The sequence below is a fragment of the Chitinophaga sp. genome (assembly GCF_036569125.1).
GTDB lineage: Bacteria > Bacteroidota > Bacteroidia > Chitinophagales > Chitinophagaceae > Chitinophaga.
In genome coordinates, this window is the sequence record NZ_DATCRF010000451.1 from 1 (window position 1) to 8538 (window position 8538).

Sequence of the window (8538 nt, forward strand, 5' to 3'; positions counted from 1 at the left end):
CGTGCTATGATCCAGGAAATAAAGCTTACGGAAAAGGAAGTTGAAAAGGTTTTGATGATGCGTGCCCGGTATAATACGCAGGCCGCCGTTTTCCCGTTGCTGGGTGCTCAGGTGAATGCCTACATTCAGCATAGGATTCAGGCGGGTGCCGTAAAACAGGTCACGCAAGCCATCGGTATGCCAGCCCAGCTTTGTGAATTTGCTCAAAGGTCCGTTTACGTAATGATTGAACACCATACCGTCTTTTTCATCAGCGCCTATGCGGGCGCCGGGGCCAATCAGGTCCAGCAGGGCGTTTAAGCGCGGATCGCGCAGCAGGTCTGCTAATACGGAGGAGTGCTGGTTAATAAAAGCAAAACGTTGTACAATGGGCTGGCCGTTCAGGTCCTTACCATATTTAATAGGTACGCCATTCACTTTCTCTACACCTTCGCTGATCCATTTTTGCTGTACGGCATCTGCTGCATTTATAATGTCCTGCACATCAGCAGGGGAGAGGAATTGCTTAAAATGTATAAAACCATTGGCGGCAAAAAAAGCCTGTTGTTCGTCGGTAAGTGTGCCGTTTAATGTGAATACGGGATATTGGTTGTTCATGATAATGATCGTTTAAATGTAAAAGACAGGTTGCTGCATCCGGTGCGTATAGGCGCCGGCGTAAGGAGGTTAATTATTATAAAAGGAGATTAGCAACAACAACAACCCGTGCTGCAGTGGATCCTGGCACAGAAGGTAAGAAAGCGGTTGTTGGGTACGAACGGCATGAGTATTTTTATTTGTCTACTAATTTTGTAGACTAAAGATAGGGATTAATCCGGAAACGCAAAAAATTAATAATTAAAAATGAATAATTAATAATCGCAACACTGTTATTACGCACAGTACTGGCCTTACGATTATTAATTATTCATTATTAATTATTCTTTATAAAGTCCCGCCGCAATCCGCTCTATCAGCGCCTTTGGCAGCAGCCGTGTACCAATGGCCGATATTACATTCAGCGCACCGGGTATGATCTCTGCTTTCTTTGCAAACAGACCTTTCAGGGCAATCTTCGCTACCTCATCCGGGTGCATTCCATATTTTTCGGCAGCCGCTTTAATCGTTTTAATATCCTGCATGCCTGCCCGTTCCAGGAAATTAGTGTTCACCGGTCCGGGGCACAGGCAGCTTACACTGATGTGGGTACGTTTCAGCTCATGCCGTAATCCCCGGGTAAAGCCCAACATAAAGGATTTGGAGGCCGCGTACAGCGTCATGCCGGGTACGGCCTGGTAAGCGGCGGTGCTGCTTACGTTCAATATATAAGCCTGCGGGTGTTGTTTTAGCAGGGGGATCATATAATATGTTAATTCTACCGGCGCCTGCATGTTCAGCTGCAGCATGTTATGCTGCTCATCCAGGGATAGCTCATCAAAATATCCCCAGATGCCATAGCCTGCATTGTTGATCAGCAGGCTGATGTCCCACTTATGTTGTATGCACCACTCATATACCTGCCGTGCGGCCCCCGCTGCGGAAAGGTCTGCAGCCAGGTAATGAACGCTTACCTTATACTGGCCGGCCAGGGTAGCTGCTAATGCCTGCAGCTCGCTCTCAGAGCGGGATACCAGTAACAGGTTATATTGCTTTTGGGCCAGCTGCTGCGCCAGTGAACGGCCTATTCCCCTGCTGGCGCCTGTAATAAGTGCGTATGAAGACATGGTGTTAATTTAGATTTTTTTTGTATTATTAACCCATCCTCCTTTTTTAATACTAAAATCTAACAGCCGGTGCATGCAAGGTGAAAACCATTTAATATGGTGGAACGCGTTTAAACAGGGCGATTGGAGTGCTTATACTTCACTGTACGAAGCTTTTTACACGCCGTTAAACAACTATGGAGCTAAGTTCACTGCAGATGCGGACCTGGTGCAGGATGCCATCCACGATCTGTTTGTGCAGCTATGGACCAGCCGCCAGAACCTGGGTATGCCTGCCTCTGTAAAAAATTACCTCTACAAATCCCTGCGCACCTTATTATTCAGGCGCATACAATCCCAGGCAAAAGTGGTGAACCTGGATGGCGCCGCCAGCAGCAACGGTTTTCACGTAACCTTTAAACAGGAGCAAACCCATAAGGTAGAAGAACAGGAGCTGCGGATGCAGGTAGCTGCTATGGTAAGCCAGCTCTCAGACCGGCAGCAGGAAATAGTTTTCCTCCGTTTTTATGAGGGCGCTTCTTATGATGAGATAGCGGATATTATGGGCATCAGCACAAATTCGGCCTATAAGTTATTATATAAGGCGCTGGACAGCCTGCAGCAAATTTTAAACAAGCGCTCTTTTGCCCTGCTGTGCAGCCTTTTACTGCAGGGAGAAATATTTTTTAAAAATTTCCTGAAAACGGAGGGATAATTTTCTCTCTTTTTGTCTAATAGTAATAAACCGCCCATTAATTACATGTATAGCGACAAATACATAACATATACTTTACAGGATTTCCTGGATGATGATGTTTTTGTCAAATGGGCAACCGGTGCAGCAACAGATGCTGAAACCGAAACGTTCTGGAGTTCTTTTACAATCGTGTATCCACAGCAGGCGGATAACTTCCGGCAGGCATTGCAGTTCATACAAACCTACCGTACGCAGGAGGTGGTAACCGCTGCTGACCGCAAAGCGCAGCTCTGGCAGCAGATCACGCAAACCATACAGGAGCAGCCGGCAGCTCCTGCCAAGGTAAAATGGCTGCGCCCCTGGATGAAAGTAGCCGCTGCTATGCTGGTAATTATAGCCACCGGCATGCTGTTGCTGAACACTTACCGTAAACAGGTAGTAGATACAGAATACGGAGAGAAACGTACGATAACCTTACCGGATAACTCCGTAGTAATCTTAAACGCCAACTCAAGCCTGCACTATGCCCGTCAATGGGATACCAGCGCACCGCGTGAAGTGTGGATAGAGGGTGAAGCTTTTTTTGATGTAGCACATATTAATAAAGATGCAGGGCACATTCGCCCATACGAAAGATTTCTTGTACATAGCAAAGGCCTGACAATAGAAGTATTAGGCACTTCCTTTAATGTGAAGAGCCGCCACGGAAAAACTAATATCGGACTCGTAACAGGTAAAATAAAAGTAGATTACCAGGATAAAACCAATAGGCCGGCTATTGTGATGTTACCGGGTGACTACGTAGAATACGGCGGCGAATCGCTGCTGCGCAACCAAAAGCTAGAAAGGCCAGAAAAGCTAAAGGACTGGACCAGAAAGGAAATAATCTTTACCGATGCCGCACTGGAGGATATTATTGAAACGCTCCAGGATAACTATGGCTATACTGTTGAAACTAAGAGCGACAGCATACGGCGCATGAAGATCGAAGGAGAGATCAATGTAGCCAATGTGGACGAGCTCCTGACTGTTATCTCTACCACGTTAAATGTAAAAGTGAACAAATCTTCAGAAAAACATCTGGTGTTTTATTTAGGTAGATAGCGGGAATATCTGCTAAAAAAAAAGACATGCAACGAACAGACCAAAATCTCTTTTTGGGGCTACTCTGCTATGCCCTCATGTTTGGTATGGGAACTCCTGTAATTGCACAAACACAAATAGGTAAAGTGTATGCATCCAGACAATCTACTCAGTTTCACATGTCCTCTTCCCAGGGAGGAGGTACCAACCGGGCTACCATTTCTCTAAAAGAAGGGCTGGACCGTCTCCGGAAATTCCACAATATCCGTATTGCATACCGTGAAGGCCTGCTGGATGGAAAGACCATTCCTGCAGCGCTGCTGGACAAAACAGATAAAATGGATCCGGAAGCCGCACTGAAACAATTGCTGTCAGATCAGCATCTCGAATACAAACGTATTAACAACAAACAATTTTCCATCTTTAATGCGGTAAGCGCCACCGATAGCATATATAACATGGTGAGCCTTTACATGCGGGCAGATAAGATAAAGGGCCGCATTGTGTCTGCCAAAGACAGCGGCGCCATACCCGGCGCTACCATTTATGTGAAAGGCGATCCTTCCACCGCTACCATGGCAGATGGTGAGGGCAACTTTGTGCTTACCTTAAAGGAGAACCAGAAAGGCGCTACCCTGGTGCTCATCATATCCTCCATAGGATTTGCGCAGCAGGAGGTTACGGTTTCAGACCCTACCGCCACTATCACGGTTGCCATGCAGGATTCCAATAAATCACTCTCCGAAGTGGTGGTAACGGCATTGGGTATACGAAAAGAAAAGAAAGCTATTCCTTTTGCGGTAACAGAAGTGAACGGCAGTGAATTTACCCGTGCGCGGGAAATTAACGTAGCCAATGCTTTGAGCGGTAAGGTAGCAGGGGTGAACGCTACCAGCCTGGCCAGCGGCCCGGGTAGCTCCAGCCGCGTGATCATACGCGGCAACGGTTCACTGAATGGCGATAACCAACCATTATATGTGGTCAACGGTATGCCTATAGACAATACCACACCCGGCGGCAGCCCAACTACCGGCGACGGTGGTTTGAACGTGGACAGGGGCGATGGTATTGGCGGCATTAACCCGGATGATATAGAAACCATGAGCGTATTGAAAGGGGGACCAGCCGCTGCGCTATACGGTTCCCGTGCAGCCAACGGTGTTATCCTGATTACTACAAAGAAAGGTCGCGCAAGAAAAGGTATAGGGGTTGACTATAACACCACACTGACACTGGAAACCCCTTCCGTTGTTCCGGACTGGCAATATGAATATGGCCAGGGAAATGGAAGAATGAAACCGGCGACGCAGCAGCAGGCCATTGACTGGGGGCGCCATTCATTTGGTGCTCCCATGGATGGCCAGCTATATACCGCGTTTGATGGTAAGCAGCATCCTTATTCTCCGCAAAAAAATAATATCAGGAACTTCTATAACACCGGTACTACCTTCATTAATACACTGGCATTTAACGGCGGCACAGAGGCTATCAACTACCGTTTCTCTTTATCCAATACCGACAGCAAAAGCATTTTACCTAATTCTTCCATTAATAAGAAGATCGCTAACCTGAACGTGAACGCCTTCCTGGGTAAAAAGATCAGCATTGAAGCTGTAGCGCAGTATAACGTGGAAAACGCCAAGAACAGGCCCAGCGCCGGTGATGCACCTGGTAATCCTAACTGGGCCGTGTATATGGTCGCTAATACGGTAGACATCCGCTCCCTGGCCCCCGGTTATGATTCAACCGGCCGTGAAACACAGTGGAATGAAACGCCCTATGCTTCCAACTCTTACTTTGTAATTAACCGGTTTAAGAATAACGATACCAAGAACCGTTTTATAGGTCAGGCCAGCATCCGCTACGACATTTTGCCCAACCTGTTCGTGAAGGGAAATGTAAGCCGCGATTTCTTTAACTATGATTTCGTAGGTATTATCCCTACGGGTACCGTATACTCCCAGGGAACAGCCGGCAGCGGTATTTACAGCGGCAAAAGGGTATCTGTAGCAGAAACCAACGCCATGCTTACCTTAAACTACAATGCCAAGATCCGCAACTTTGGGTTGAATGTGCTGGCAGGCGGCAACAAGCGTAAATACAGCAGTGATGAAACAGATATTGACGGTGCGCAGTTTGTAATACCTTTCTTTTACAGCTACACCAACCTGTCAACCGTAACTACAAAGCCTATACGTAACCGTACCGCTACCAACTCCGTGTTCGGATCAGTAGACCTGGATTACAAGTCCATCATCTTCCTGACCCTGACCGGCCGTAACGACTGGTTCTCTACTTTAAGCCCTGCCAACAACAGCATTTTTTACCCGGCCATTGGTACCAGCTTTATATTGTCTGATGCCGTGAACCTGCCTTCTTTCGTAAACTTTGCCAAGATCCGCGCTTCCTGGGCGCAGGTGGGCGGCGCCACACCGGATCCTTACATCCTGAACCAAACCTATACCAGTGTACAGGGCGGCCACCTGGGCCAGCCGGTACAGCAGGTTACCACCTCCAACAACGTAAACCTGGTAACCAATTCATCGCTGAAACCACTTACCTCTACCACCTATGAGGCAGGTTTGGAAGCGCAGTTCCTGAACAACCGTTTAGGCATTGACCTTACATTCTACGACCGTAAAACAACAAATGATATTGTACGTACCGCTATCTCCCGCGCGTCCGGTTATAATGATGCGCTGCTGAATGTGGGCGAGCTGGATAACAAGGGTGTTGAGCTGTTACTGACCGGCACTCCCGTAAAAGGCAAGGATTTTTCCTGGAATGTAAGCTACAACGTGGCCTATAATAAAAGTGAGGTAGTGAAGCTGGCCGAAGGATTGAACACCATACAAATGGCCAGCAGTGTGGGTGGATGGGCCTTTGTACACAATACCGTAGGCAGCCCTTATGGTATTATCAAAGGGTATAAAATGGCGGTGAATGAAAAAGGACAAAAGATCTACGGCTCTAACGGGTACGAGGTAAAGAGCGACCTGATGGAGCTGGGTAAAGGCGTGCCGCCGCTGACCATGGGTATTACCAATACGTTCAACTACAAACGTATGTCGCTGGAATTCCTGGTGGATGGTAAGTTCGGTAACAAGGTGTTTTCTACCATGGATGTATATGGCACCCGTTTTGGCCTGCACAAGCAAACACTTCCCGGCAGGGATGAAGGTTTACAGCTGGATGGGGTAGACCAGAACGGCAATCCTTACCCGCATACCATACCGGTAGCTAACCTGCGCCAGTATTATGATAACTGGAAGAATTTCACTGATCACTTTATTCAGGATGGCAGCTTTGTAAAGCTGCGCCAGGTAATATTAAGCTACCAGGTGCCACTGGATCATATCTGGAAGCTGAAAATGCAGTCTGTGGATGTGTCTTTCGTAGCACGTAACCTGTGGACCATCTATAAGAAAACAGACAATTTTGATCCTGAATCCAGCTATACCAGCGGTAATGCACAGGGCTTTGAAGCCTTTGCAGTACCCAGGACCCGGAGCTATGGTTTTAACCTGATGGTGAAATTCTAATTCTTCACACTTTACACCAAGAGATATGTTAAGGAGAATAAATAAACTGATCTATGTTGCTGTAATGGGTGTGTTTGCATTACAGGCCTGTGATAAAGGATTTGAGGAAATGAACGTAAATCCGGATGCCTCCCCCACAGCGCTGCCTGAATATATGTTCAGCAAGGCTTTGATGGATGGTATCAGCGGCGGATATGGTACCACTACTACCACCTACTATTCCACCAGCGTAGTGTGCGCCGGTGGCGCCATGCAGCACTTTGCTACCTATAAGGATGTGCCGGGACTGGGAGATAAGTATTACTGGCAGCAGGGTAGCTATCCTTATACTTTTTTCGAGAACACTTACCCCGGTGCGGTAAATGAAATTGCAACGGTGATCAATACTCTGAATGCGGATGCCACCGGTAATGTGAACAAACTGTCTATTTCCCGCATATGGCGCGTATATATTATGCATCGCATGACGGATCTGTTTGGCGATGTGCCTTATTCCGCTGCAGTGAAAGGATATACCGACAATGATTTTACACCGGTATATGATCAGCAGTCTGCTATTTATGCCGATATGCTGAAGGAGCTGGATGAAGCCACTGCTGCAATGGTAGAAGGCAGCGCCAGCTTTGGCGCCGGTGATTTCATCTACAACGGCAATGTTGGAAAATGGAAGAAATTCGGCTACTCTTTAATGCTGCGTTTAGGCATGCGCTTAACCAAAAGGGATGCCGGCATGGCTCAAACCTGGGTGCAGAAAGCCATAGCCGGTGGTGTGATCACTACCGATGCTGACCGGGCATATATGAAGTATGCAGATGGCCCGCAGAACTACAACCAGAACCCGGCTTCATTTGATATGCTGGCCAATAACTTTGCTGCTGCGGATGGTAACCTGAATACCGAAGGTGGTAAGTATGCCAGAACATTCATTGATTTCATGCGCACTAACAATGATCCTCGCCTGCCGGTATTATCCATCGTATATGTGAATAAGAAGGCAGATACCACTACGGCCATACAAAGAGGTATGCCCAATGGCATCCTGGGCAAGCCGGATTCATTTTACCGGTACTCAGAACCTAACCCGGCCACTATTTTACAAAAGTCGGCCCCTTACATTGTAATGAGCGCTGCAGAAGTGAACCTGTTGCTGGCGGAAGCGGCTTCCCGCGGCTGGTATTCCGGCGACGCTGCTGCTGCCTATGTAGCCGGTATTACTTCTGCAATGACCAACTGGAGCCTGTTTGGCGCAGGTGGTGTTATCAGCACAGAAAAGATCGCAGCTTATATAGCCGCGCATCCTTTCAACAGCGGTGCTGCCCTGGAGCAAAAGATGAACCAGATCCATACACAAATGTGGATAGCCCTGTTCCTGGATGAGCAGGAAGTATGGTCTAACTGGCGCCGTACCGGGTACCCCGTATTAACGCCTGTGAATGTACCGGGTAATAATACCGGCGGTGTTATACCGCGCCGCCTTATTTACCCGCCTTCTGAAGAAAGTGTGAACAGCGCCAACTTCCTCACAGCCGTACAG

General features: G+C 47.7%; 6 protein-coding genes. 4 read left to right on the top strand and 2 right to left on the bottom strand.

All coding sequences use genetic code 11. From position 1 onward, the window contains the following. On the bottom strand, positions 1 to 597 hold a 597-nt coding region (locus tag VIM87_RS16860; RefSeq protein WP_331998124.1), incomplete at its 3' end, for a phytanoyl-CoA dioxygenase family protein. A 320-nt stretch (positions 598 to 917) separates the two neighbouring features. Further along, a complete protein-coding gene (locus VIM87_RS16865; protein ID WP_331998125.1) occupies positions 918 to 1703 on the bottom strand; it encodes an SDR family oxidoreductase in 786 nt (261 codons plus the stop codon). A 73-nt stretch (positions 1704 to 1776) separates the two neighbouring features. On the opposite strand from VIM87_RS16865, the gene VIM87_RS16870 reads away from it, so the two are divergent. The 4 genes from VIM87_RS16870 to VIM87_RS16885 form a co-directional block, all read left to right on the top strand. Then, positions 1777 to 2397: an RNA polymerase sigma factor gene (locus VIM87_RS16870; RefSeq protein ID WP_089907893.1), complete on the top strand. Its 621-nt coding sequence runs from the start codon at positions 1777 to 1779 to the stop codon at positions 2395 to 2397. Between the two features lie 45 nt (positions 2398 to 2442). Continuing rightward, on the top strand, positions 2443 to 3483 hold the full coding sequence (locus VIM87_RS16875) for a FecR family protein (RefSeq protein ID WP_331998126.1): 1041 nt from the start codon (positions 2443 to 2445) through the stop codon (positions 3481 to 3483). Between the two features lie 158 nt (positions 3484 to 3641). Next, entirely contained in the window at positions 3642 to 7004 is a 3363-nt protein-coding gene (locus VIM87_RS16880) for a SusC/RagA family TonB-linked outer membrane protein (protein ID WP_331998127.1), read from the top strand. Positions 7005 to 7029: 25 nt separating this feature from the next. Further along, positions 7030 to 8538, top strand: a 1509-nt coding sequence (locus VIM87_RS16885; RefSeq protein WP_331998128.1) for a SusD/RagB family nutrient-binding outer membrane lipoprotein, incomplete at its 3' end; no start/stop codon positions are given.

Coding starts and splice junctions, on each gene's coding strand:
- VIM87_RS16865 (WP_331998125.1), bottom strand. CDS start 1,703: ATGTCTTCATACGCACTTATTACAGGCGCCAGCAGGGGAATAGGCCGT.
- VIM87_RS16870 (WP_089907893.1), top strand. CDS start 1,777: ATGCAAGGTGAAAACCATTTAATATGGTGGAACGCGTTTAAACAGGGC.
- VIM87_RS16875 (WP_331998126.1), top strand. CDS start 2,443: ATGTATAGCGACAAATACATAACATATACTTTACAGGATTTCCTGGAT.
- VIM87_RS16880 (WP_331998127.1), top strand. CDS start 3,642: ATGTCCTCTTCCCAGGGAGGAGGTACCAACCGGGCTACCATTTCTCTA.